The following is a 24,941-nucleotide window of genomic DNA, read 5'->3' on the forward strand; positions in this document are numbered from 1 at the left end:
CCGGAGTACAGCCATGAAAATCATTATTTTAGGTGCCGGACAGGTTGGATCCGGGCTAGTGGAATACTTGGTTAATGAAAATAATGAAATAACTTTAGTAGATGAAAACTACGAAAAACTTCAGGCAATAAAAAACAGATTTGACATAAAAGTAGTGCAGGGATATGCATCATACCCTGCCACGCTGAGAAATTCTGACGCCGATAATGCGGATCTTCTGGTAGCAGTTACCGATTCAGATGAAATAAACATGCTGGCCTGCCAGCTTGGTTACTCCCTTTTCAAAATTCCGCAAAAAATAGCCAGAATACTTAATCATGACTACGTAGCGGAAAAAGATCTGCTGTTTAATGATAATGCCATTCCTGTAGATAACATTATTGCACCGGAAAATCTGGTCATGCAGGAAATCGTAAAGCTTATCGAGTATCCCGGTGTAACACAGCTTGCGGAGTTTGCAGGAGGACGACTCTGCATGACTTCCGTCAAGGCATATTATGGAGGAGCCATTGTGGGTTCACCACTTGGTAACCTGTCAAAATATACCAATAATGCCATTGTCAAGGTTGTGGCAATCTATCGTCAGGACAAACTTATCAACATCAACGAGAATACCGTCATCGAAGCAGGTGATGAAGTTTTCTTCATTGCAGCCAAGGGCCATGTACGACTCATGACCTCAACACTGCAGAAGCTTGAACCTCCATACAGACGCATCATGATTGTTGGGGGAGGTAACATTGCCAGAAATCTGGCTCTTAACATCTGTAGCAAATACAGTGTAAAACTGATAGAAACAAATTCAAAAAACGCTTCCGTTCTGGCTGATGAATTTGATAAAACCTCAGTGGAGGTATTCTGTTCTGATCCTTCAGATCAGAACTTCCTTACGGAAGAACACGTAGACATGATGGATCTTGTTATCTCGGTAACCGATAATGACGAAACAAACATTATGTCAGCCCTTCTTGCAAAGAAACAGGGAGCCAAAAAAGCGATAGTACTCATCCAAAAGTACGCCTATATCAATCTGCTGTCAAACAATGCCATAGACATTTACATTTCTCCTGGCGATGCCACCATTTCAGCACTTCTTACAAATATCCGCCGCAACGGAATAACAAACGTAAAGACGCTGAAACACAGACTTGCAGAAGGTCTCGAAATAAAACTAACTGGCGATTACAATCACAGCAATGTAATAGGCAGATACGTAAAGGACATCAAGTTGCCTCTCGGCATATCCATATGTGCCATAGCTCGAGGTGACGAGATGCTTATTCCAGATGATAAAACAATATTTCAGAATAATGACACCGTGGTATTTTTTGTATCTGAAAAGAAAAACATTCGCGATCTCATTAAGCTGACATCGCCGAAGGCTACTTTCTTTTCCAGCAGGACATCAAAGAGCAATTAATACTATTAAGGACGGATGAAAATGATTAACTACCGCATAATCCTTTCATTTTTAGGCAGCACCATGATTCTGCTGTCGACCGTCATGCTCATACCACTGATGTATGCCTTCATCACTGTATCCCGAGGCAGTGCGGAATTTCTGGCAAGCATGACCATAACCATGCTGTCAGGACTTCTTATAAAAAACCTCACCAAAAACCACAGCACCAATATGACAATTAAAGACATGTTTCTCTTTACATCTCTGCTGTGGATTACAATTGTCATATTCGCAGCGATCCCGATTCACCTTATAATGAGGACTGATCTCCTTTCCTCATGTATCGAAACTGCAGCCGCAGTCTCCACTTCAGGTAATACCGTTATCGGCAACGTCGATCTGATACCCGGTTCCATACTCATATGGCGTTCCATTCTGCAATATCTCGGAGGAATCGGGTTCATAGCTGTGGGTATTGCCATTCTTCCAAATCTGAACGTTGGTGGTATGAAGCTGTTCAGTACCGAAAGCTCCAAGGAATCCACTGACAAGGTCATGCCAAAATCCAAAACCCTGGCCTCGGGCATGTTGCTTACCTATCTGGGACTCACTGCTCTTGCCTACATAGTTTATTATCTGCTTGGTATGTCATCATTTGATGCATTCAATCACGCTCTTACATCCCTATCCACCGGAGGCATGAGTACTCACCAGAGCTCCATGAACTATTTTCCTGATACGATCCACTGGGCCGTAATAATATTCATGTTTCTGGGTGCCCTGCCGTTCCCTTTGGTATTCCTTGCGGTTCACGGCCATATCAAAGAACTTCTGAAAGATGATCAGGTAAAAGGTTTTATCGCCATAATAATAGTGGTATCTTTGGTGACCGCCGCCAGTCTGGTTTTCTCTGAAGATTACTCCATAGCCGATGCTGTCAGAATCAGTCTGTTCAACACAGTCAGCGTAATCTCAACAACCGGATATTCCCTTGAAGATTACAGTAACTATAACGACTTCATCACCATGCTGTTCTTTTTCCTGATTCCTATTGGAGCATGCTCAAGTTCAACATCAGGAGGACTCAAGATATTCCGACTTCAAATAGGCTTCATACTGTTTAAAAGACAGATAAAACAGCTGATGCACCCTGCTGCCATTTTCCCGCAGAAATACAACAGTCAACCGGTAAATGATGTCATTATTCGTTCAATCATTACATTCTTCTGTGCATACTTTATAGTTGTATTTTTCAGCTCACTGCTCTTATGTCTCAGTGGTTTTGGCATGCTTGACGCACTATCTGCAACCATGGCCTGCATGTCTAATTTGGGAATAGGACTTGGACCAAACGTCGGTCCTAACGGAGATTTCAGTATTCTGACCAATTGGCAAAAGATTATTTTGTGCTTTGACATGATCACCGGCAGACTTGAAGTATTAACAATACTGATCTGCTTCCATCCCGGATTCTGGAAGGTATAACCTCAAGTCTATACCTGTACCTTCCAAAAAGTCAGCAGGTGCGTACAATGCCATTTTTCTGCCGTCTTTAGGATGATAAAACGAAAGATAGCACGAATGAAGCTCCAGTCTGGCCGTGCATTCATCGTCAGCATTGCCGTAAAGTCTGTCATTGCAGATAGGATACCCGAAAGTCTGAAGATGAAGCCTCAACTGATGCGTTCTACCGGTGTGAGGTTCAAGCATAACCACCGTAATTTTTCGTGCGATATCGCGGTGAATAACCCTAAAAAAAGTTAATGCCTTTCGACCTTCGGCATAGTCGACCCTGTGAATGGGGGCGCTTGTGAGAGCAGCCTGAGTCCAGTCACGACTCATAGGATACGCCAAAGCACCACTGTTCTCCTTGATTATCCCTTCACACACTGCAACATACCTTTTTCGTGGAATGCGATTCCTAAACTGTTCACTCAAAACTGCATTTGCGCTTTTATTTCTGGAAAACAGGATTATTCCTGAAGTTGAAGTATCAAGACGATGAACAGGATTTACTCCGGGATACATTTCACGAAGTCTCAGAGTGAGAGAGTCGTCAGAATGCTTTCCGGGAACGGTTAAAAGACCAGACGGCTTGTCTGCGACAAGAATATCTTCATCGACGTATATTATCTTTGGCGGAGTATCCGGAGGATTGTACGTATAATGCTGCTTCCCGGTAATCATCATGTTCCTTTCTATGATAAAAAGCACAACAATAATCGACCTGTATCAGATCGTTACTGATAGCTACTGTAATAATCAAATACCATATAATCATCCACCACATTAAGGATGAACAATAACATGTATGTTAATAAAACACACAACTTTCGGCAATGGCTATACTGAAAAACATTTCTCTGTTGTCCAAATAGAAAAGACCTGCTTTTGCAGGTCTTTTCTTCTTCCGTAAAATGTAATCTTCTTACACGGATACTCACCCCTTACGATTAAGAGCCAACTGCATATCACGTTTTCTTCTGCGATCTGCCCTGACTCTGCTCAGCCAATACACAAACGTACATACCGAAACGATAAATACAATTATTGTGGCCAGTGCATTAATCTCAGGATTCAAACCTCTTCTAACCTTGGAAAACACCAGTACGGGCAGGGTTGAAGAATTAGGACCTGCCACAAACTGAGTAATAACCAGGTCATCCATTGACAGGGTGAAAGCCAGCAGCCATCCTGACACAATAGCAGGCATGATGGAAGGAAGGATAATGGTGAAGAAGGTCTTTATCGGACCAGCTCCAAGATCAAGTGCGGCCTCCTCTATTGAAGTATCCAGTTCACGCATACGGGAACGAACAACAACTGTTACATAGGCAGATGTCAGGGTAACCATGGAAATCCATATTGTAACCATGCCCTTCTCCGGCCAACCAATAATATTTGACATTGCCACGAACAGCAGGAGCATGGAAAGACCAATAATCACGTCAGGCAGAACCATTGGTGCCGTAATGAAAAGGGCAAACATGGATTCTCCCTTGAATCGACCTATCTTAACAAGCACAATCGCCGCCAACGTACCGATAATCACTGACATGGATGCGGAACTGAAAGCAATAATAAGCGAATTAAGCACCGCATCAATCATCTGTCTGTCACTCAAAAGCTCAAAATACCATTTTACTGAAAAGCCGCTCCATATGGTAACAAGCTTTGATTCATTAAATGAAAAGACAATCAGTGTGGCAATTGGCAGATACAGAAACATGAATCCGAAAAACAGAAAAACGAACTTCAGAATACTGCTTCTGGTACATCTCGGATACTTTCGAACCGTCTGCACAATGGTTTCTGCCTGAGCGGCATTGTTTTCTTTTACATCTTCCGCCATTATTTTGCTCCCTGAGTAATTTCTTTACGCTGGGTCTTGTAGAACAGAACAATCGGAACAACAAGAATCAACAGCATGATGGTGGCCAGTGCAGCCGCAAGAGGCCAATCTCTGGTCATGAAGTACTCATCCCAAATGGTGCGTCCGATCAGGTTGGCTCCCGGTCCTCCGAGAAGTTCAGGAATAATATACTCACCCACCGCAGGAATGAATACAAGCATTGAACCTGCAATGATGCCACTGTATGTCTGAGGAACAAAAAGTTTAAAGAAACATTTTGCCGGACGGCAGCCGAGATCATAACCAGCCTCTATAATGGTGTAATCCACGCGCACGATTGCGGTATAAAGAGGAAGAATCATGAATGGCAGATAGGCATAGACAATACCGATGTATACGGCGAGATCAGTATGCAACAGCTGAAGCGGCTCATCGATAATATTAAGCCACTGCAAGAAACTGTTAAGATATCCTTCTGGCTTCAGAATTCCCATCCAGGCATAAATTCTGATAAGGAAGGAGGTCCAGCTTGGCATGATAACCAGCATAAGCAGGGCATTACGCAAAGAGCTTTTCGAAGTTGCAATGGCCCAAGCCATGGGATAACCGATAAGTAAACATAGCAGTGTTGATATGAAAGCTATTTTTATGGACTTAAGGTACGAATACAGATAGGTTGAATCGTCAAATATGGCCGCATAGTTGCCAAGATAAGCACTGAAATTTAGCTTTAAATCCTCAGAATCAAAGGAAATCAGGGATGTATACGGAGGTACGCTGTCATCAATACTCTCCGCAAAGCTTATTTTCAGAATTATCAGGAATGGCACAAAGAAAAACAGTGACATCCAGAGATAAGGCAGTGCTATGACGGCATACTTATGCCATCCGCTCAGCTTTTTCTGTCTTCTGTTGATTTTATAGGTTTTATTCTGCATATCCGGAGATCCGCTAGAAAGTTAAGGTCACGCAGGATTCAGGGTCCCAACTCAAAAATACTTTATCATCCCAGGTAGGAAGCCCCTTGTTGAAACGGTCAACATTAGGAAGCGTTGAAATGACAACCTTACCGGAATTAAGCTTTACATGATAAATGGATATATCACCCATGTAGGCAATTTCGGTAACCACACCGGTGGTGTAATTATCCTTCAGAGGCTGACCGTTCTCATCAACCGGCGAAGTCTTTTCGAGATAAATCTTTTCCGGTCTGATTGCCACGGTTACTTCCATGCCGTCATCAAGATCGACATCGATATCAAGATGAATATCATGCTCAAGATCCTTACATCTGATCACAGAACCTACTTCAGGTCCTGAAGTAACCAGGGTTGACTCAAACATGTTAACGGAACCGATGAACTCAGCTGCAAAACAGCAGTTCGGATTTTCATAAATCTGTCTAGGAGAACCAACCTGAATGAACTCACCGCGATTCATTATGGCAATGCGTTCGGCCATGGTCATGGCTTCTTCCTGATCATGGGTCACCATTATGCAGGTTACACCTACACTTTCAATTATGTTAACCAGTTCAAGACGCATCTGTTCCCTAAGCTTTTTGTCAAGAGCTCCCATCGGTTCATCGAGAAGCAGAAGCTTAGGCTGTTTGGCCAAAGAACGTGCAAGAGCCACACGCTGCCTCTGACCACCAGACAGCTGATGAGGCTTACGGTTAACATATTCTTCCATGTGAACCAGCTTAAGCATCTGATTCACACGTTCCTCAATGACTTTTTTAGGCAGTTTTTCCTGTTTTAAACCAAAAGCAATGTTCTGAGCCACGGTCATATGCGGAAAAAGTGCGTAAGACTGAAACATCATATTCAGATGACGCTTATAAGGAGGAACACCTATTATGTCCTCCCCATCAAGAATAATGCTGCCACTCGTTGGATTTTCAAATCCTGCAATCATACGCAGGAGCGTTGATTTACCGCACCCAGACGACCCGAGCAGTGCAAATATCTCTCCTTCGTAAATAGTGAGATCAACATTATCCACAGCGACATTTTCACCGTACTTCTTGGTAATGTTCTTAATTTCCAATAAAGGACGACGAACCTTTTTTACGGGCTCACGGTTTTTATTAACCGCAGTCTTCTCACTTCCCGTAACCTTTTCATTATCTTTAAGCAGTTCAGCCAAGATACTATCTCCATAAAAAACGGAATTAAGAGGGCTGCCCCCCTTAATTCCATGAGTTTAACCTTAACGGTGTTTTCTATATGCAGCTGACACCGACAGAATCTCCATAACCATAAGCTAGCTTGCTTTTACACGATTCCAGATTTTTGTCATTTCCTTATTAATCTTACGAGGATGAACTTCAGGAACCCACATCTTCTTCAGCTGCTCTTCAGGAATATAGATATTTGGATTGTTTCTTACCTTATCAATTACCATAGGAACGGCAGCCTTATTGGCATTATCGTAAGATACATAAGATGAATTCTTGGCTGCTATATCCGGACGCATGATAAAGTTCATAAATTTATAAGCATTTTCAACATGATCAGCATCCTTCGGTATGGCAAACATATCGTAGAACATCAGAGCACCTTCACGAGGAACAAGGTACTCTATCTCCACGCCATTCTGAGCCTCTTCCGCCCTGTCTGCCGCCTGAAGAACGTCTCCGGACCAGCCGAGCGTAATGCAGATGTCACCATTTGCCAGATCATTGATGTTCTGTGATGAATGGAAATAGGTAACATTAGGACGCATTTTAAGCAGTAATTCCTCAGCCTTCTTGTAATCATCAAGATTTGTTGAGTTCGGGTCGAGTCCAAGATAGTTAAGCGCTGTAGGAATAACTTCTGTCGGAGCGTTCAAAATAGCCACACCGCAATCCTTCAGTTTGGAAAGAATTTCCGGTTTGAATATAACATCCCAGGTCTTCATGTCGAAATCCTTACCCAGACGTTCTTCTATCATTTTCTTGTTGTAGGCAATACCTGCGGTTCCGACAAAATACGGGATACCGTGAGCATTATCAGGATCAAGTTTTGCCACAAAACTGAGCTGAACCGGATCAATATTTGCCAGGTTAGGAAGCTTGGACTTATCAAGCTGAAGATATACACCGGCCTTCTGCTGACGGGCCATAAAATCAAGTCCCGGAGCTACAATATCGTAGCCCGTTTTACCTGAAAGGATCTTTGCATCCAACACTTCGTTGCTGTCGAAAACGTCATAGACCACCTTGATTCCTGTTTCCTTTTCAAACATTGGAATAATCTCAGGATCAATATAGTCACTCCAGTTGTATATGTTAAGAATCTTTTCCTCTTCAGCGGCTGCTGAATTAAAACCACTCACAACGGCAACTGCAGCCACGGCGACTGCTGTCAAAGTTTTTTTGAACATCTCGTAAATCCTTATAACGTCAAAAGGTTCATACAAAAAAACTGCTCCGGAGAGGTTTCAACATAATTAGGTGATAACCGACCGGCAAGGACAATTGTAATGTAAATTGTTCATAATTTCGCAATTTTTTTATTATTAGCAAATTATTTTTTCCTCTTTTGGTCTCCTTCCTTTTTATCGGTCTTGCCCTTATCAGAAGTCTCAGAAGTCACAATCCCTTTACCATCAGGCGTTTCGTCTTGTTTTACGTTTTCCTGAGGAGGGTTCCTGTTCTTTTTCGATTTCCCATCCAAAAGCTCATATGCTTTGGTATAGGATATGTAAAACTGAGATATGTTCTTAACGTAGTTAACTGTTTCCAGAGCGTTGTGCTTTACAGCTATCTTCTCCACATTGTTAAACCAGACATTATCCTTAAGTCCGGCATCCTTGGCCTCCATACGGTATCTGGTTATCCTTGACGGTCCGCTGTTATATGAGGCCAGGGCAAACAGAAGTCGATCACTGTTACTTATCTGAGGATCACTGAAAAAGCTGTCAATCATGTAGCGCATGTATTTTGTTCCTGCATGGACGTTGTTATCCAGGTCAGAAACACTGCTTAAATTGATATACCATTCACTGGCAGTACTCGGAAGAACCTGCATTATCCCCACGGCACCGCGTCTGGACACTACCGACTGGTTAAGTGTAGATTCCTGATATGCCTGAGCCATCAGGAGCTTCCAGTCAAGATTGTATTGCGCTCCGTATTTTTTAAATATAGTGATGAATTTTTCCAGATCATCAGGGGTTATTCCCAGCCAGTCACGCCGTTTGGCGTAGTGAGATTCATACACTGGTGACGTACGCATATAGCGGTCATATATCGGTGTACCTTCCTTTGTTCCGTCTCTGTTTTCCCTCAAAAACATGTTTATGGCTTTATAAAGCTCAGGGGAATCATGTCTGATGGCCCAGACCAGTGAAGCATTAACTTTAATTGGAATATCGGTGGCATACTGTACGTTCTTAAACAGCCTGCGCCAAACAACAAGTTTGGAATTATTAATAACCGTGGCCTTAATCTCTCCCTTGTCGACCATGTCCACCAAATCCGCATCTGTCAGATACTCATCCGCATAGACAATCTTAACCGGAGGGAGCCCCATCGCACTGAGGTAGGTATTCACATTTTTAAGGCTTTCGGCATAACTGGAACTTTTTCTGACAAGAAAATATCTGCCTGAAAAATCCTTCAGTTCCTTAATCGGCGCCTGATTTTTCGCCACGACTGCTATTTCCTGAACCCACAGCTTTTCCGGAATGGTAAAGTCCACATAGCGCTTTAAATAATTGGTGGCCTGCATACCTACGGCGATGTCACCGTAACCATCGGCAATGTATTTGACGAACTCATCCTGCCTTACGGGAATAAAATAAAATTTCAGATGCTTGGCTTCAGGATATTTTTCTGAAAGAAATTTTTTGAATTTATTGAAAAGCGCAACATACAATCCGTCAGGTTTGCCTTTATTGATAAAAAAACCAACCTGATCGTATGCAACTATAACCCTTAGGGACTTGTGTTCGACCATTGAGGTCAGATCCCCAAGTCGTTGCTGCGGTTTACCTTCGTCCATCAGCACGCCGTGCGCATTTGTGAATAACGCAAGGAATGCCAAAAAGACGAACATTCTCGTGAAAATCAATTTAAACATGGCGGCATATCTTCTGAAAAATATTACAGATAAATATCCGTGTTACAATTACATGTCAGAGAATGTCAGAGTGACTTAGCCCGCAACTGGAAAATGATGTTTTCAGCAGTACATGAGAATTCAATTCTAACCTTTTTGGTCAAAATACCGTCACTTTCCAAATCCTCTGATGTCACTACTGCGGACTCACAGACTTTTTTTGCCTCTTCAACATAGCGGCCGAAAGTACCTTCTACTGAAGATCTGTCGCCTGTAAGCTCACATTCAAACACGCAGTCATTGTCATTGATTACTGTACCGATTTCCATGGTACAGCCGCATTCGTTGCCACAGTCTTTTAATATGTCTTCTGCCATAGCCCCACCCCTTTAATCTTCCGTATATATATATATATATTCAGTTACAAAATTTTCATTCTGATAATCGGAATGATAACAAAACAGCTCCGGTTATAGATTCATACTAACATAAATAAACAGACAGATAATAATGGTTCGCCATCATGAAAACAGTTTTGAGAATAAACTCCGAAAATAAGAAAAAACGTTCCGTAAAAAATCCTTTTACGGACACGGATCACGTTTAAAGGCTCAAAAACTGACTGTCATGACAGGATTTCAGCACAATGCCATGGCCGCACCGCATACAATATTGGCAACAGCGGCCCCCAATGACGTCTTCTTAAGCATCGGATCAAGCATCTTTCCAGAATGTGCCGGATTTATGCAGTATATGGAAGCCGCAATGACAGGAATCATGGAAATAAGTACCAGATATCCTGCGGATGACTTGTCGCTGAAGTGAAAAGAAACAGCTCCGGTCGCACTCAGAACAGAACAAAACAGAAGCCATGCATGGTATATTCTTCCGCCCCGCATCCCCATCATAACAACTAAAGAGCGCTTTCCGTTAACCCTGTCACTTTCATAATCGCGCAGATTATTGACATTAAGTACAAGTGTAGCCATAAATCCTGCCGCCGCACCCCACATCATGCTTTCCGGGGTAACAGTCCCTGCCAGCATGAAACAGCTTCCCATAACAGAGACCAGTCCGAAGAAAATGAATACGGAAATATCTCCCAGCCCCTTATAGCCATATACAAGTCCGACCGTATATGTAATGGCTGCGACAACTGACAGTGCCCCCAGAATCATGAATACAGCCATGCTGGTATAATCAGAACCGAAGGCCAGGATCAAAGACAGAAAACCGGAAATAACGGATGCAATGGCAACGGCAACAATCCCTTTTTTCATTTCGGACATTGTCATATCACCACTCTGAATGGCTCTTCTCGGACCAATCCTGTTATCCCCGTCCACCCCGGAAACGGCATCTCCATAATCATTGGCAAAATTGGATAGAACCTGAAGAAGAACAGCTGTAACCACGATAAGGAATAGAATCAGGGACATCATGACCGGTGAAAAATGACTGTCAGACATTCCCAGAAAACACCCCGCAAGTACGGCAGACAGGGAAAGAGGAAGTGTTCTGAGTCTTGCCGCAACGATCCACTTTTTTATATCCATTATCATTTTTCTCCATGTGAAGAACCGGATACGGCAAATGTCGTATCCGGCCCTTTGTATAGCTCACGACAGCTGATGATTATGATATGCGAACAGGAAGTTCCCCGATAATGGCACGGCTGTCATTGATTTCCACAATACGTACCTTTAACTTCTGCCCCAGGCGAATCACTGTCTTTTCACCATCCAAAGTCACTACCCCCAGTGTATTGTTGCCCTCTATACGTTTTTTGTCGATAGCAATCATGCTTGAAGGAACAAATACTCTGGCTCCGTTATCAAGAAGCATCACCTTGATACCGCCCCTTGACACGTCCATTACCTCAGCATCAAAAACGGTCTTATTGATATGCGGTCTGAGATAATCCATGTAAAGCCAATCCTTTACCTGACGTTCTGCGGCACGATTGTTCTTTTTGGAAAGATTCATGCTTTCGATAACATCATCACTAGGAATTCGAGGTTTCTCGGTATTCGCAATGGCACACTTAATCAGACGATGATTAATCATATCTCCATATTTTCTGATTGGAGATGTCCATGTTGCATAATAATCAAGCCCCATGCCGAAATGAGGTCCCGGTACCGGAGACATTTCCGCAAAGGCGGTACACTTGTGAATTCTGGCATCTAAATAGGCTGAATCTGAATCATAAAGCCATCTCTTGAGCTTGCAGTAGCCTTCCATTGTTTCAATCTGCTCGATATCATCTATTGGGTACCCGCTTTCTTCAAGCACCTGATTTACATCAGCAATCTTTTCATGGTCAAGACCACTGTGGGTATTGAAAATACCGGCGTTGAAATTTTCAGCCAGAAATCTTCCTGCACAGGTATTTGCCAGAATCATTGCCTCTTCAACAATGCCGTTCGCCACTCTCTTGTGTACAACCTTAATTTCCTTAAGACCGCCTTTCTCATTGAGCACAAATTCATATTCCGGCTTATCCTTAAACACGCAGGTGTGGGTTTTTCGATAGTTGTATCTTGCAATGCTGAAATCCCTAAGCAGGTCTATCTGTTCCCTGATAACAGGTGATGGTGCGAATGCAGTTTCCTTACCCTCAAGAAGATCCGAAACCTCGTCGTAAACAAGCTTTCCCTGAGACTTGATTGAGGCCATCATAAACTCAATCTTCTGATCACTGCTGCCATCAGCCTGAATATTGAATTTTCCGACTAACGCATAACGTTCTTCATTTTCCCTCAACGAACAGAGATCATCACTCAGAGTTCTCGTAAGCATAGGGATATCCCTTCCGGGAAGATATATTGAGAAAGCCCTCTTCGCAGCGTAGCTGTCAAGTTCGTCATTCTCATGAATGTACCCTGTAGGATCGGCTATCGCCACCCAGAGACACCATCCGCCATCTGGAAGCTGTTCGATATAAAGAGCGTCATCCATATCCTGTGTTTTTGCGGAATCAATGGTAACAAACGGCTTATCAGTCAAATCTACTCTGTCTACAGAATTATCTTTGTACTCATATGACGGCAGATCGTCAGGAGCACTCTTAGGCAAATCAAGTCCGCGAAGAACAACCCACCATGGAGTCTGTTCGTCATCGGCATGTACAATAAATTCCGTTACTTCAGCCATATGACCGTTTCTGTTTCCTTCAGCCATTGCATGTTTTGTCAGTACCGCAATGACCCAATCACCTTCACAAAGAGTAATACCGCCGGGCACATGATTTACGGCATTGATGTTCATATTGATACACGGATGATCCGGTACCACGGTCAGCTTTCCACCAACATAGGCAACCCTTGCCACAAATCTTGAAAGAAACGGTTCAATCAGACTGATTCTTTCAACACGTGATTTCTCTCCCTGATATACCACGTATCCGCTGATCTTATCTCCATGCATAAGACCACGCATTTCCTTTGGCGGAATGAAGAAACTTTCACGGGATTCGCTTTCAAGAAAACCAAAACCGCGTTCATTAGCCTTAACCACGCCCTGTTCCAGAGTTGAATCGGCTTCAGGAGAGATCCTTGGCTTCTGAACATTCTGTCTTATCTTGTGTTCCCTGTGCTCACTGCGTTCTGAACGAACATTCTTCTTTTCGGTTGCGGCTTCGATGAATTCACCTTTTGCCTTCTTCTCATCGATGCTCTGCTTTTTAAGCTGCATCAGTATAGGATTGTCTTTTAATAACATGTACCAACCTAAATAATAAATTTATATTGTAGCGACCGCATGAAAGCCCTTATTCTGACGGCATTCTGTTTTATCTTTCCCAGCATCTGTCATGCGGCAATGATTATGAAAATCCAGTTTTCTATTGATCTTCTTTCTTTATATGATTTATTTAAAGTTTTTTCCTTTCCAATGAAAGAGTGATTTTATCATATTTCAAAAATCGCCATAACAAATTTATGGACAGTGAAAAGCATGTGCGCAATAAAAAATAACCGGCAATTATTGCCGGTTATCATAAATACACCACATCATGCATTGAACAGAGTGGAATTCACGGTTTATTTTCTGATTATGCCGGAATGTCTCAGCAGAGGTTCGACAGAAGGCTTACGTCCCCTGAAACTGATAAAGAGCTCCATAAAATCCTTTGAACCGCCATTGCTTAAAATAGTTCTGACAAAGTCATTTCCCACTTCCGGATTAAGAATTCCTTCTTCCTCGAACCTACTGAAGGCATCTGCGGAAAGAACCTCTGCCCATTTGTAACTGTAATAACCTGCAGAATACCCACCGGCAAAAATATGGGTAAAGCTGTTCTGGAATCTGTTGAAATCAGCCACAGGAATCACGCATACGTCATTTCTGACTTCTTCAATGAGTTCCTGTGCAGGCTTGCCCATCTTGTACTCAAGGAAACTTCTGAAATCATAAATGGAAAATTCCAGCTGTCTGAGCATTGCCATTGCTGAATGATAATTCTTGGATTCCAGAAGTTTTTTCAGCAGATTTTCCGGTAAAGGTTCATGCGTATCCACATGTCCTGAAATCATGTTCAGAACTTCAGGCTGCCAGGTAAAGTTCTCCATAAACTGGCTTGGAAGTTCCACGGCATCCCAAGGAACCCTGTTGATGCCGGAAACCTGGCCAATATCCACGGTGGTAAGCATGTGATGCAGTGCATGACCGAATTCATGGAAAAGAGTTTCAACCTCATCATGATTGAGCAGTGCTGGTTTGTCACCTATAGGAGGCATAAAATTGGCAACTATGTAAGCGATCGGCAGTTGCAGGGTTCCGTCAGCCTTGTAGCGACGGTCTGCACAGTCATTCATCCATGCTCCGCCCCTCTTATTCTCTCTGGCATAAAGATCCATATAGAATCCGCCAATCAATTCCCCATTACGGTAAATGTCATGATATACCACGTCAGGATGCCACACGGCCACCCCGTAATGCGGTCTGACTTCAACACCGAATATTTTATAAACCAATGAGAATAATCCGCCCACAACCTTGTTTAAAGGGAAATAAGGACGAATCTGCTCATCGGTAATGGAATATCTTTCCTGCTTAAGCTTTTCACTGAAATAACTAATATCCCACGGCTCAAGTTCATATGTAACCCTGAGTTTTTGGGCATAATCACGTATTTCTGCTATTTCCCTGCGTCCCTGTTCCTTTGACTCATCAACCAGACTGTAGAGAAAATTCATCACTTCTTCAGGAGATTTGGCCATCTTTCTGGCAAGTGACATATGTGCAGCTGTCGGGAATCCCAAAAGCTCTGCCTGTTTGTCAGACAATGCCAGTTCTTCCTCAATTACGTCGGTATTATCAAAACGCCCGGCATCTGGACCAAGTTCGGAAGCTCGCGTTACGTATGCCCTGTACATTTCTTCCCTGAGAGCTCTGTTGTCCGCATACTGCATTACGGGAATATATGACGGATACTGTAGTGTAAGCACATAACCTTCAAGATTACGGTTTTCAGCTTCCTGTCTGGCCAAAGCCTTGGCACTTTCCGGCAGACCGCTCAGTTCTCTTTCATCCGTAATGTGTTTTATGAATGAATTTGTCGCATCAAGCACATTGTTGCTGAATTTTGATGACAGTTCTGACAGCTTTGCCTCTATTCCGCCGAAAACTTCCTTTTCATCATCAGGAAGAGAAATACCGCATAACTCAAAATCCCTGAGTTCCTCTTCTATGGCTTTCTGCTGTGCCTGACTTAAAAGGGAAAATGAATCGGAGTTCTTTAATCTCAGATATGAGCTGTACAAATCCTCGTTCTGTCCCAACCAGGTATAGAACTCTGAAATCTCAGGAAGAAGCTCATCATGAGCCTGACGCAGTTCCTCGGTATTAACCACACTGTTCAGATGTCCAACCACGCCCCAGGCCCTTGACAGTGCGTCAAGGCTTTCTTCTATCGGCTTTACCAGGCTGTCCCACGTAGGTTCTGTTTCCTCGTCAGAATTAATATCGGTAGTGTAAATAACCGTATCCCTGCACTTGTCAATCAGCTGTCTTATCGCCGGACGGATGTCGGAGACCTTAATCTTGTCAAATTCAGGTAACAGCTTCATATTTAATAAAGGATTTGCCATAAATTCCTCACAGACAGTAATATTTTTCTCTTCTCGGCTGATTATATCAAAAAAGATTCAGACTCACGTCATTAGATGAACCGCTGACGTTAATTGTCAGCGTTTTTGCCGACGCTCTCATGCTTTTTGAAACATTACTCATGATAATCATCACAAAACAGCCCAGAGATGCATAATTTTTCAATATTAGAGGAAAAAGACTATAAAATACGGTGAGGTGCCATGAAACACGGTCTTATTCAAATCACCGTCATCGTGCAACACATGTTATTATTCAGAACAATCCCTGCTGAAAATCTTATGATTTTCAACCGGACATGAATATCGGTATTTAATTGAAACACGGAAAATAAGGAAATCGGACATGTACCAAAAACCGCATCTCTATGCCATCGCCGTCATAGGTCTGATTATAGTCGCATGCACAATCTGCAACATTTTCAATAACGTACACATTCTTGATGCCGGCAATATTTTTCTGCTGATACTTTACGTCTGTTTTACGGGAGCCTACATTCTCATATACAGAAGAGTAAATTTCAAATTTGCCTACTCCTGGATTACAGGCATTGTCTGTTATCTGCTCACAATCATATTTTCAGGACTTGCACTGTATAATAATTCATGGAACGTAGACTCAGTGTACTACCTGATTCCATTTATCATCGCAATAACTCTCACTCATATATGCTTTGTGAATTTTTCTGCGACAAAAGGTTTCATGCGCAATGCATTTACCCTGTTACTGAAAATCACGGCCGTAATTACCGCCGTATCGGCAATTGCTCTGCTTTTTACAGAAAATCCCGATAATCTGGACTTTATGCAGAAATTCACGGCATCACTCGTCATTCTGCTGATTTTCGGAGACTTTATGGTTTTCTACATCAATTATTTCTACACTCTGGAAAATAACAATAATGATGTCCTCACCCTGTACAAATCGGATAAGGAAACAATTTACGCCGACAAATTCGGCAAACTTTATCACGTAATTCCCGATGAAACCGGATCAGAAAATAATAAGGGTTAATAACATCTGACGGAGACGTTTACTAAATATGAACGAATACAACACTGCAAACACATATAACAAAAACTCTCAGGATGTCTATGAGGCCGACTCAACCAGACTGGCCCGTGTGGACAGGCTGAGAAAAATGATGCGTCATCTCAATCTGGATGCTCTGATTATTACCAGAACTGACGAACATTTAAGCGAATACCTGTCACCTGATCGGGAACGACTGGCCTATATTACCGGATTTACCGGTTCTGCGGGAACTGCGGTAATTCTCGAAAATGAACATTTGGTCGACAGATTAAAGGATCACAGTGTTAAGAACAGCGCCAACAGGGAAATTTTTCTTAAGAATTCCGCCGCAATTTTTGTGGACGGAAGATATACAATTCAGGCCAAGATTCAGACAAGCCCAACCATGTTTGATGTTTTCCATTTTACCACGGTGAAACTGGAGGACTGGTTAATTACGGTTCTTGGCAGTAATGCTCGTATCGGAATAGATCCGAAATGTATAAGCTACAACCGTTTTACCTCAATAAAATCAGCTCTGGCTCCATATCAGCTGGAACTAATCTCAACGGAAACAAACCTTATTGACGACATATGGAATGACAAGCCAAAATACGAACCTTCACCAGCTCTGATTTTCGAGGATCATTACAACGGAAACCCGAGCATTGAAAAACGACACCTTATTGCCCAGATTCTAAAAGAGAAAAATATAGATGTTACCATTATCTCCAACAGCGAATCGGTTAACTGGCTGCTCAACATAAGGGGGCGTGACATTCCAAATCTTCCGGTTGTAAAATGCTTCGCCGCAGTATACAGCTGCGAGGAAATCGAATGGTTTGTGGACTTACGAAAAATACCTGAAAACAGGATTTCTGATTTTCAGCATCATTTCGGCAATATAACATACATGGAAGAAGACAAACTTGAGGATCTCATAAATCGTCTGGCAAAACACAAATACTCAGTCTATATAGACGAAACCTCAACTAATGCCTGGATTATTGAAAAGCTCAAAAAAAGCGGCATTCCTCTGACTTTTGGCCCGGATCTCTGTGAATACCCTAAGGCCTGCAAAAATCCGACAGAACTGAAAGGAATGAAGAGATGTCATCACAAGGATGCTGTCGCCATGTGCAGATTCCTGTCCTGGCTCGATCACCTAACAGAAAATCTCATCAACGCCAGCAGTGAACTGAAACCTCAGGCTCTTGAGATAATAAAAGCTCAAAACGAAGCCACCCTGAGCAGTCAGCTTCTCAAATTCAGAGAGGAACAGGACGGTTTCATTGAAACAAGCTTTGACACAATATCTGCTCTGGGGCCTAATGCCGCAATCATTCATTACAATCATGTCAACCTTAATAAACCAAGAGCACTTGGACAGGATCCTCTGTATCTGGTAGACAGTGGCGGACAATACAACGAAGGCACTACCGACATCACAAGAACAGTGTTGGTAGGTCCCGGACTTACTGATGAAATGAAGGAACGCTTTACTCTTGTTCTAAAGGGCATGATTGCCCTCCATCAGGTAAGATTCCCCAAAGGAACCTTCGGTGGAGCCCTTGACGTGCTCGCAAGAGCCCCACTCTGGCAGAAAGGGCTTAATTATGACCACGGAACCGGTCACGGCGTCGGGCATTGTCTGAATGTTCATGAAGGACCTCAGGCCATTTCGTACAGATACGGACAGACACCGCTGGCTCCCGGAATGGTCACCTCGGTTGAGCCTGGATACTATAAGGAAAACGAATATGGTATCCGTTGCGAAAACCTGTGCGTTGTTGAGACCGTACATGACACCCAAAATCAGGCTGAGATGCTTGCATTTTTACCTATCACTTATGTACCATTTGACATTAGGCTCATCAAAAAAGAGTTACTGACGGATGATGAACGTACCTGGCTCAATAACTATCATCTCAAGGTAAGGGAAATTGTCAGGGAACATCTTAGCGACCTGGAAATCAACTGGTTACTTAAAGCAACGGCGGCGATTTAATAAATGAAATTATTAAACTCAATGCACTGCCTGTTCGGTAGTGCAAAATACAAAATCGGAAATTTATCCAAAATTGCGGTGAATGCCGACTCATACAATATTCTCGAAGACCCGAAAGTATTCAGGGAGCGTCTGCTTGCAAATATCAAAAATGCCAAATCACGCATCTGCATATGCGCTCTTTACTGGCAGAATGATGAAATGGGACAGGAAGTCATGCAGGCCGTGAATGAGGCCGTTGCCGCAAATCCGAAGCTTTACGTACGTATCTACGTGGATTTTCACAGGGCTCAGCGCGGACTCGTCGGAAAAACCAAACAGATTGTTAACAGCGATTGGTACAGGGAACTTGCCAAGAAACAATTAATTCACCCTATTATTTACGGCGTTCCCGTAAAACGCCGCGAGATATTCGGTGTCTTTCATCTTAAAGGTTTTATCATTGACGATACCGTGCTGTACAGTGGTGCCAGCATCAACAATGTATACCTGCACAGACTTGATAAATACCGCATAGACCGTTACCACGAAATAAATTCCCGGGAGCTGGCTGATTCCCTGTTCTATTATTGCGCCGACGTTTTCCACAGACACAATGCCGTTCAGGATTTTGCTCAGGACGCAATTCCTACTTCCAAGGAACTGAATCTAGAAATCAAGAAACAGCGCAGGGAACTGTGCAGAACCAATTACAAAATAAGTAATGCGGAAATCAACTCAAGACAGGTGGGAATTACCCCACTGGTAGGTCTTGGAAAAAAGAATAACATTCTTAACACATCCATAATTAATCTGATTGAGGCTGCAGAAGAAGAAATAACAATATGTACACCTTATTTCAACTTTCCTAGCCATGTGCTAAAGGCTGTAAACAAAGCTCTCTCAAAGGGAGTCACAATCACAATAATCGTAGGCGACAAGGAAGCCAACGATTTCTTCATCCACGATGGAGAACCATATAACAAGGTCGGTGCCGTTCCGTACATCTATGAGATGAATCTCCGTGACTTTGTCAACAGCCATACCAAGCAGATTAACGAAGGAATTCTGAAAATAAGACTGTGGAAGGACGGACTGAACACATACCATGTTAAAGGAATTTCCGTTGATCACAGATACCATCTTATAACGGGCAACAACCTGAATCCTAGAGCATGGGGACTAGATCTGGAAAACGGCCTTTTGGTTGATGACGAACACCACCTGCTTCTCGAGAAGATAACTCACGAAAGGAACTTTCTTTTAAGCCGAACAACTCCGATAACGTCTCCGTCTGAACTCCAGACCATAGATGACTATCCTGAAGATTATCGTAAAGTTATTCTAAAAGTCAGAAAATTCGGAGCACAATGGCTCCTCAGAAAGCTTCTCTGATGTCACACCGGGGTCGAATACTGTTTCGGCCCTGAAAGGAACAGTTAGTGCACGGATACACGGCAATATATGGATATCTCAGCTTTACCCATCAGTGAATTAAAAGGAATCACATCCAAACAGGTGTCAGCCTTAAATAAAATAGGGATTAACACTGTAATGGATCTTCTTCTGCACTTTCCTTACTCATATCAGGATCGTACAAAATTCACACCGATAAATGAACTGACAGAAGACTCGTATGCCAGTATCAGGGCAAGGATCGTCTCCCGTTCCACTGGCAGAAACAACATGCTGATTCTGACTCTTTCGGACGACACGGGAATACTAAGGGTAACACTGTTCAACTGTCCGATTTTCATAAACAGGGAACTCAAATCCGGAAACATTCTTATCTGTCATGGTAAAGTCAGCATTTTTCAGAATTGCCTGCAGATGACAAATCCGGAACTGAATCTTAAAGATACCGAACTTCCGGAAAGCTACACACCTGTATACCGCCTTACGAAAGGCATTAAAATGCAGTCGATGCGCAACCTGGTTCAAAAGGCTCTGAATGAACTGGAGAAAACCGGAGTCTGTGAAGAGCTTATCCCGCCACATCTTAATCATACAGGGATGACTTTAAAGGATGCACTTATTCAGGTGCACACCCCGAACATCGGCACGTCAATGAGCGATCTTGCACTGTTTATAACCTCTCAGCAGCAGCGGGTAATCTGTGAAGAATTAATATCACAGTACATATCCGTACTAACCCTTAAAGAAAGTAACAAACTGCTGAACGGTATTCCGCTGAAACCTGTTGACAGTCTTATTAAAAAATTCCTGTCAACTTTAAAATTCAGCCCTACAGGAGCACAACTGAGAGTGTTTGACGAAATAAGCAGGGATCTTACCCTTGCTCAGCCTATGAACCGTCTGGTGCAGGGAGATGTTGGTTGTGGCAAAACACTTGTTGCCGTTCTGGCATCTCTGCAGGCAGTGGGCAATGGTATACAGTCTGCAATCATGGCACCTACGGAAATACTTGCCGAACAGCACTTTTCCAATATTCAGAATTTTCTGGAACCATTGGGAATCAGAGTTGCATTACTGACCGGCAGCCAGAAAAAGGCCGAAAAGAACAAACAGCTGGAACTTGTTAAAAATGGAAACGCACAAATAATTGTCGGAACGCACGCAATTTTTCAGGAACAGGTTAATTTCCTAAGTCTGGGCCTTATAATTATTGACGAACAACACCGCTTCGGTGTTGAACAGCGCATGAAACTGCGCAGCAAGTGCAGTATAGAAAACAGAGTTCCTCACATGCTTGCCATGACAGCGACTCCGATTCCGAGAACACTGGCTCAGACCATCTATGCAGATATGCACGTATCCGTGATTGATGAGCTTCCCAAAGGCAGAAAACCCATTACCACCATAACCATTCCGGAAACACGCCGCGACGAGATTATCGAAAGAATAGGAATCAACTGCAGTGCCGGCAAACAGGCATACTGGGTATGCAGTCTGGTAAACGAATCAGAGGTACTGGAATCCCAGGATGCCATAAACGCCTGTGAATACCTAACAGCCAAACTTCCTAATCTTAAGATTGGTCTTGTTCATGGTCAAATGAAATCCACGGATAAAGATGCCGTAATGAGGGAATTTAAGAATGGGAATATAGACGTTCTTGTTGCAACTTCGGTAATTGAAGTTGGTGTAGACGTACCTAACGCATTCCTCATTGTCATAGAAAACTCCGAAAGATACGGTCTGGCTCAGCTTCACCAGTTGAGAGGACGTGTCGGCAGAGGTCAGTTGGATTCGTTCTGCTGTCTGATGTTCTCCGACAAGATAAACAGTATAGGCATGGAACGACTGAACACATTGAAAAACAGTAATGACGGTTTTGTCATAGCTCAAAAGGATCTGGAAATCAGAGGCCCTGGAGACCTGCTCGGCACCAGACAGACAGGCGAAATTGCCTATCGGGTGGCAGATGCGGTAAGGGACTACAGATCAATGGATAAATGTACTGTTATTGCCACGGAAATTTTCAAAAATAGAAAGGAGCTCTGCCAAAAGCTGACTGAACGATGGTTCCCGGACAGCGAGATAATGAGCGTTCTGTAACCAGATTTCAAAAAACGGGAATCTGTATGCTGACTCCCGCTACCTGTAAAATACCAAAAGACAGCTTCTAAACTGCTGCAGTCTCCTGTCTCAGCTGTATCTTATACTGCTTGTAGTCTGATATTGAAGCAGCAACCTCAGCTCCAATAAGAACAATGTACCAGTTAACATATGTCCAGACCATCATGAGAGGAAGTGCTGCCACCGCTCCGTAAATAAATGTATAACTCGTAAAATTCATGATGTAATGCGTAAAGAACTGTTTTAAAAGTTCCTGAAGCAGAGCCGCGAGCAGAGCTCCCACAACAGCATGGTTGAAATTCACCTTGGTGCATGGAACAGAAGTAAACAGAAGAGTGAACACCACAAACGTCAGAAAACACGGCAACATTTTCATACCTAACGTGTTGAGCCATATCCCGGCAGAACTATGACCAAAGAAATTTGATGCCATTATTGATGAAGAAACAACTATGGCACCGCCAAGCAACAGAGGCCCGAGAGTAAGAACTGTCCAATATACTGAAAATGTTGTTACTTTCGAACGGTTTACTTTTACATGCCATATCTTGTTAAGTGTTATGTCTATTCGTCTTATAAGGGCAAGAGCAATGATAATCAGAGTACCTACACCGACGGCTGTAGTTTTGGAGGCGTTGGCTATGAATGAATTAATGTTCTCTTTTAAAACATCACCCATTTGCGGCATCATGTTGTGAAGAATATAATTCATCATTTCATCACGATATGAACTGAAACTCGGAGACAAGGAAAAAACACTGAGAAGAACGGCGAGGACAGGAATCAGAGACATTATCGTTGTGTATGAAAGCGATGAGGCCAACACGTCTATTTCATCTCTCGCAACTCTCTTGGACAGATATATAGGATATGAAAAAACTCTGGTAAACCAAACTCTGAACCGTGATATATTACGTTTTATCAAAGATGTACGTACTTTGCTCTCAGAACCGGCGTTGCCATTAATGCAACCTGTATTTTCATAACGATCACCACTCACCGGTGTTTTTTCTACCCCGTCCACCATATCAGTTTCTGAAGTTTTAAGATTTTCTTCCACGATTCTATCCCCTCGAACCTAAAAAAATACCCGGCATCACCTGTTTCCTGTTTCATTATAATCAAAACAAAAACATCATTCTCTGCAATAACTCTCTAATCCGAAACATCTCATGCGGTGTCAGTGATTTATCCACGGCCTGCCAGTTATAAACCTTACCGTCAATACAAAAAACCCGTTACGGATAGGATGATCAGTAACGGGACAAAGTATTGATGCTTAATTTAAGGCGTATTTCAATAATCAGAAACTTCCTTAAACAGTCTGTTTGTTTACATGAAGTTATTTCTTAACGGCTCTGACTACGGCATCATGAAGAAACAACGTCATATTCTCCCCATGATTTTCCAACATCTTAGGGAACATGGAAATAGGTGTCATTCCGGGGAAAGTATTTATTTCATTAAGGAGAATCTCTTCATCTCCAACAAGGAAGAAATCAATACGGGACAAATCCTTAAGCTTTAATACCCTGAATGCTCTTGTGGCATATTCCCTGATTTTTGACTTAAGGCTCTCGGAAATATCGGCTTCAACAAGCGTTGTTGACTTTGAAGCACTGTCATATTTTTCCTCAAAAGTGTAAAAGTCATTGCTTGGTGTAATGATTTCACCAGGATTGGTAACAATAAGCTCTCCATTATATTCATACGCAGCAACTTCAAGCTCTCTAGGCCTTACTGCCTGCTCCAGCAGAACATCATTACTGTAGGAAAAGGCTTTTCTAATGTATTCATCAAGAAGAGATTCATCTGTAACTTTATAACAGCCAACTGATGAGCCCTGAGATGCCGCCTTCACAAAGATACTTCCATATCTTCTGAAAAATTCATGAGCCTTCTTTAAGTTTTCTTCACTGTCCGTATCAATGAAGCTGAAAGGCGTATTCGGAATACCGATAGCACTCAGCCACAGCTTGGTACTGATCTTATTGAAACACAGTTTGCTGGCTTCAGAACCGCAACCTAAATAAGGAAGTGAAACCATGTCGAGAAGAGACTGAATGTCACCTGTTTCTCCCGGAACACCGTGAATACACGGAATTACGTAATCAACGGGAACCGTTTTTTCACTGTCATCTTTGAAATATAACTTTTGATTGTGGCTGAGATTACACTGATTTCCATCCTCGTCTACCCACCTGTCCCTGTGAATAATAACCTTCAAGACATTAAATTCCGGGAATGTTTTTAACTGTTTTTCAATAAATGAGGCACTAACCAGTGAAATGTCGTGTTCTGACCCGTCACCACCGCACAAGAGAAGAATATTATACTGTTCCATGATTATAATTCCGTTATCTGGACCAACAGGTCCCATCTAAATACGTCAACAATTATACTTTCATGCCGTAGTCCTATCAATCCGAAAAAAACAGTGGAAATGGATAATTTGATGAGCAATTGCACAATTTTTCTTATTTTCAC

18 protein-coding genes are annotated in these 24,941 nt (G+C 42.6%); 6 read left to right on the forward strand and 12 right to left on the reverse strand.

Annotated elements, in window-relative coordinates:
- The first annotated feature begins 13 nt into the window (after window positions 1-13).
- Window positions 14-1,420, forward strand: coding sequence for a Trk system potassium transporter TrkA (trkA, locus tag QZU58_RS00190; RefSeq protein ID WP_294493663.1), 1,407 nt, complete (start codon window positions 14-16; stop codon window positions 1,418-1,420).
- Window positions 1,421-1,441: 21 nt separating this feature from the next.
- Window positions 1,442-2,887: a TrkH family potassium uptake protein gene (locus tag QZU58_RS00195; protein ID WP_294493665.1), complete on the forward strand. Its 1,446-nt coding sequence runs from the start codon at window positions 1,442-1,444 to the stop codon at window positions 2,885-2,887.
- Here the strand turns inward: QZU58_RS00195 and QZU58_RS00200 are convergent.
- The 10 genes from QZU58_RS00200 to QZU58_RS00245 all read right to left on the reverse strand — a co-directional run bounded on the left by QZU58_RS00200 (window position 2,843) and on the right by QZU58_RS00245 (window position 15,894).
- Complete coding sequence (locus QZU58_RS00200) at window positions 2,843-3,592, reverse strand: RluA family pseudouridine synthase (protein ID WP_294493667.1); 750 nt, start codon at window positions 3,590-3,592, stop codon at window positions 2,843-2,845. The genes QZU58_RS00195 and QZU58_RS00200 overlap by 45 nt on opposite strands.
- A 250-nt stretch (window positions 3,593-3,842) precedes the next feature.
- Entirely contained in the window at window positions 3,843-4,631 is a 789-nt protein-coding gene (locus QZU58_RS00205; RefSeq protein ID WP_294493717.1) for an ABC transporter permease subunit, read from the reverse strand.
- Between the two features lie 122 nt (window positions 4,632-4,753).
- A complete protein-coding gene (locus tag QZU58_RS00210) occupies window positions 4,754-5,692 on the reverse strand; it encodes an ABC transporter permease subunit (protein WP_294459875.1) in 939 nt (312 codons plus the stop codon).
- 13 nt (window positions 5,693-5,705) lie between these two features.
- Window positions 5,706-6,893, reverse strand: a complete 1,188-nt coding sequence (potA, locus tag QZU58_RS00215; protein ID WP_294459892.1) for a polyamine ABC transporter ATP-binding protein — start codon at window positions 6,891-6,893, stop codon at window positions 5,706-5,708.
- A gap of 126 nt (window positions 6,894-7,019) precedes the next feature.
- A complete protein-coding gene (locus QZU58_RS00220; protein ID WP_294459873.1) occupies window positions 7,020-8,123 on the reverse strand; it encodes a polyamine ABC transporter substrate-binding protein in 1,104 nt (367 codons plus the stop codon).
- Window positions 8,124-8,266: 143 nt separating this feature from the next.
- Window positions 8,267-9,823, reverse strand: coding sequence for a transglycosylase SLT domain-containing protein (locus QZU58_RS00225; RefSeq protein ID WP_294493669.1), 1,557 nt, complete (start codon window positions 9,821-9,823; stop codon window positions 8,267-8,269).
- Between the two features lie 65 nt (window positions 9,824-9,888).
- Window positions 9,889-10,179, reverse strand: coding sequence for a DUF406 family protein (locus QZU58_RS00230; RefSeq protein WP_294493670.1), 291 nt, complete (start codon window positions 10,177-10,179; stop codon window positions 9,889-9,891).
- A gap of 261 nt (window positions 10,180-10,440) precedes the next feature.
- Window positions 10,441-11,358, reverse strand: a complete 918-nt coding sequence (gene menA, locus QZU58_RS00235; RefSeq protein ID WP_294493672.1) for a 1,4-dihydroxy-2-naphthoate octaprenyltransferase — start codon at window positions 11,356-11,358, stop codon at window positions 10,441-10,443.
- 79 nt (window positions 11,359-11,437) lie between these two features.
- Window positions 11,438-13,525, reverse strand: coding sequence for an exoribonuclease II (locus QZU58_RS00240; RefSeq protein ID WP_294493674.1), 2,088 nt, complete (start codon window positions 13,523-13,525; stop codon window positions 11,438-11,440).
- Window positions 13,526-13,845: 320 nt separating this feature from the next.
- Window positions 13,846-15,894, reverse strand: coding sequence for a M3 family metallopeptidase (locus tag QZU58_RS00245; protein ID WP_294459863.1), 2,049 nt, complete (start codon window positions 15,892-15,894; stop codon window positions 13,846-13,848).
- Window positions 15,895-16,258: 364 nt separating this feature from the next.
- On the opposite strand from QZU58_RS00245, the gene QZU58_RS00250 reads away from it, so the two are divergent.
- The 4 genes from QZU58_RS00250 to recG all read left to right on the forward strand — a co-directional run bounded on the left by QZU58_RS00250 (window position 16,259) and on the right by recG (window position 22,433).
- On the forward strand, window positions 16,259-16,927 hold the full coding sequence (locus QZU58_RS00250; protein WP_294493676.1) for a hypothetical protein: 669 nt from the start codon (window positions 16,259-16,261) through the stop codon (window positions 16,925-16,927).
- Between the two features lie 28 nt (window positions 16,928-16,955).
- On the forward strand, window positions 16,956-18,935 hold the full coding sequence (locus QZU58_RS00255; protein ID WP_294493678.1) for an aminopeptidase P family protein: 1,980 nt from the start codon (window positions 16,956-16,958) through the stop codon (window positions 18,933-18,935).
- 3 nt (window positions 18,936-18,938) lie between these two features.
- Window positions 18,939-20,309, forward strand: a complete 1,371-nt coding sequence (gene pssA, locus QZU58_RS00260) for a CDP-diacylglycerol--serine O-phosphatidyltransferase (RefSeq protein WP_294459857.1) — start codon at window positions 18,939-18,941, stop codon at window positions 20,307-20,309.
- 69 nt (window positions 20,310-20,378) lie between these two features.
- Complete coding sequence (gene recG, locus QZU58_RS00265) at window positions 20,379-22,433, forward strand: ATP-dependent DNA helicase RecG (RefSeq protein WP_294493680.1); 2,055 nt, start codon at window positions 20,379-20,381, stop codon at window positions 22,431-22,433.
- A 67-nt stretch (window positions 22,434-22,500) separates the two neighbouring features.
- Here recG and QZU58_RS00270 read toward each other — a convergent pair whose 3' ends face one another.
- Window positions 22,501-23,514 (reverse strand): YihY family inner membrane protein, encoded by a 1,014-nt coding sequence (locus tag QZU58_RS00270; RefSeq protein ID WP_294493682.1) that lies wholly within the window; start codon window positions 23,512-23,514, stop codon window positions 22,501-22,503.
- Window positions 23,515-23,796: 282 nt separating this feature from the next.
- Complete coding sequence (locus tag QZU58_RS00275) at window positions 23,797-24,798, reverse strand: D-alanine--D-alanine ligase (protein ID WP_294493684.1); 1,002 nt, start codon at window positions 24,796-24,798, stop codon at window positions 23,797-23,799.
- Window positions 24,799-24,941: the final 143 nt, after the last annotated feature.

The organism is uncultured Ruminobacter sp., from assembly GCA_902764345.1.
Lineage (GTDB): Bacteria > Pseudomonadota > Gammaproteobacteria > Enterobacterales > Succinivibrionaceae > Ruminobacter.

Bases quoted from the DNA above. Each gene is read 5' to 3' on its own strand.
- QZU58_RS00245 (WP_294459863.1), bottom strand. From the start codon at position 15,894: ATGGCAAATCCTTTATTAAATATGAAGCTGTTACCTGAATTTGACAAG.
- menA (WP_294493672.1), bottom strand. From the start codon at position 11,358: ATGGATATAAAAAAGTGGATCGTTGCGGCAAGACTCAGAACACTTCCT.
- pssA (WP_294459857.1), top strand. From the start codon at position 18,939: ATGAAATTATTAAACTCAATGCACTGCCTGTTCGGTAGTGCAAAATAC.
- QZU58_RS00230 (WP_294493670.1), bottom strand. From the start codon at position 10,179: ATGGCAGAAGACATATTAAAAGACTGTGGCAACGAATGCGGCTGTACC.
- recG (WP_294493680.1), top strand. From the start codon at position 20,379: ATGGATATCTCAGCTTTACCCATCAGTGAATTAAAAGGAATCACATCC.
- QZU58_RS00255 (WP_294493678.1), top strand. From the start codon at position 16,956: ATGAACGAATACAACACTGCAAACACATATAACAAAAACTCTCAGGAT.
- trkA (WP_294493663.1), top strand. From the start codon at position 14: ATGAAAATCATTATTTTAGGTGCCGGACAGGTTGGATCCGGGCTAGTG.
- QZU58_RS00200 (WP_294493667.1), bottom strand. From the start codon at position 3,592: ATGATGATTACCGGGAAGCAGCATTATACGTACAATCCTCCGGATACT.
- QZU58_RS00205 (WP_294493717.1), bottom strand. From the start codon at position 4,631: ATGTTTCTGTATCTGCCAATTGCCACACTGATTGTCTTTTCATTTAAT.
- QZU58_RS00210 (WP_294459875.1), bottom strand. From the start codon at position 5,692: ATGCAGAATAAAACCTATAAAATCAACAGAAGACAGAAAAAGCTGAGC.
- QZU58_RS00240 (WP_294493674.1), bottom strand. From the start codon at position 13,525: ATGTTATTAAAAGACAATCCTATACTGATGCAGCTTAAAAAGCAGAGC.
- QZU58_RS00195 (WP_294493665.1), top strand. From the start codon at position 1,442: ATGATTAACTACCGCATAATCCTTTCATTTTTAGGCAGCACCATGATT.
- QZU58_RS00225 (WP_294493669.1), bottom strand. From the start codon at position 9,823: ATGTTTAAATTGATTTTCACGAGAATGTTCGTCTTTTTGGCATTCCTT.
- QZU58_RS00275 (WP_294493684.1), bottom strand. From the start codon at position 24,798: ATGGAACAGTATAATATTCTTCTCTTGTGCGGTGGTGACGGGTCAGAA.
- QZU58_RS00250 (WP_294493676.1), top strand. From the start codon at position 16,259: ATGTACCAAAAACCGCATCTCTATGCCATCGCCGTCATAGGTCTGATT.
- QZU58_RS00220 (WP_294459873.1), bottom strand. From the start codon at position 8,123: ATGTTCAAAAAAACTTTGACAGCAGTCGCCGTGGCTGCAGTTGCCGTT.